Source organism: Parendozoicomonas sp. 209JJ7-1 (assembly GCF_058147085.1).
Genome location: NZ_JBYVJU010000112.1, coordinates 1 through 674, shown reverse-complemented (window position 1 = coordinate 674; position 674 = coordinate 1). Strand labels below are relative to the sequence as shown.

Genomic DNA, 674 nt, shown 5'->3' with positions numbered 1-674 from the left:
ACGCCCTATTAAGACTCGGTTTCCCTACGGCTCCCCTCAACGGTTAACCTGGCTACAAAATGTAAGTCGCTGACCCATTATACAAAAGGTACGCAGTCACCCGTTCGCTCCGAAGAACAAATCAGGCTCCCACTGCTTGTACGCACACGGTTTCAGGGTCTATTTCACTCCCCTCAACGGGGTTCTTTTCGCCTTTCCCTCACGGTACTGGTTCACTATCGGTCAGTCAGGAGTATTTAGCCTTGGAGGATGGTCCCCCCATCTTCAGACAACATAACACGTGTGCCGTCCTACTTAATATGTCGATAATCGTCTTCGTGTACGGGGCTATCACCCACTATGGCGGCACTTTCCAGAGCCTTCCACTAACTTTTATCGCTCGGCTGGTCCCCGTTCGCTCGCCGCTACTGGGGGAATCTCGGTTGATTTCTTTTCCTCCGGGTACTTAGATGTTTCAGTTCCCCGGGTTCGCCTCTCTAAACCTATGTATTCAGTTAAGAGATACCTGTCTTATGACAGGTGGGTTTCCCCATTCGGAAATCCTTGGTTCAAAGCTTGTTTATCAGCTCCCCAAGGCTTATCGCAGATTACTACGTCCTTCATCGCCTCTGACTGCCAAGGCATCCACCGTGTGCGCTTAGTCACTTGACCATATAACCCAAAACAATCTTTTG

The 674-nt window shown here is 50.0% G+C and carries 1 rRNA gene; it reads right to left on the bottom strand.

The annotated features are described in order from the left end of the window. Nucleotides 1-651 (bottom strand): 23S ribosomal RNA (locus ACY2RQ_RS19605); the annotation flags it as partial. Between the last annotated feature and the right edge of the window lie 23 nt (nucleotides 652-674).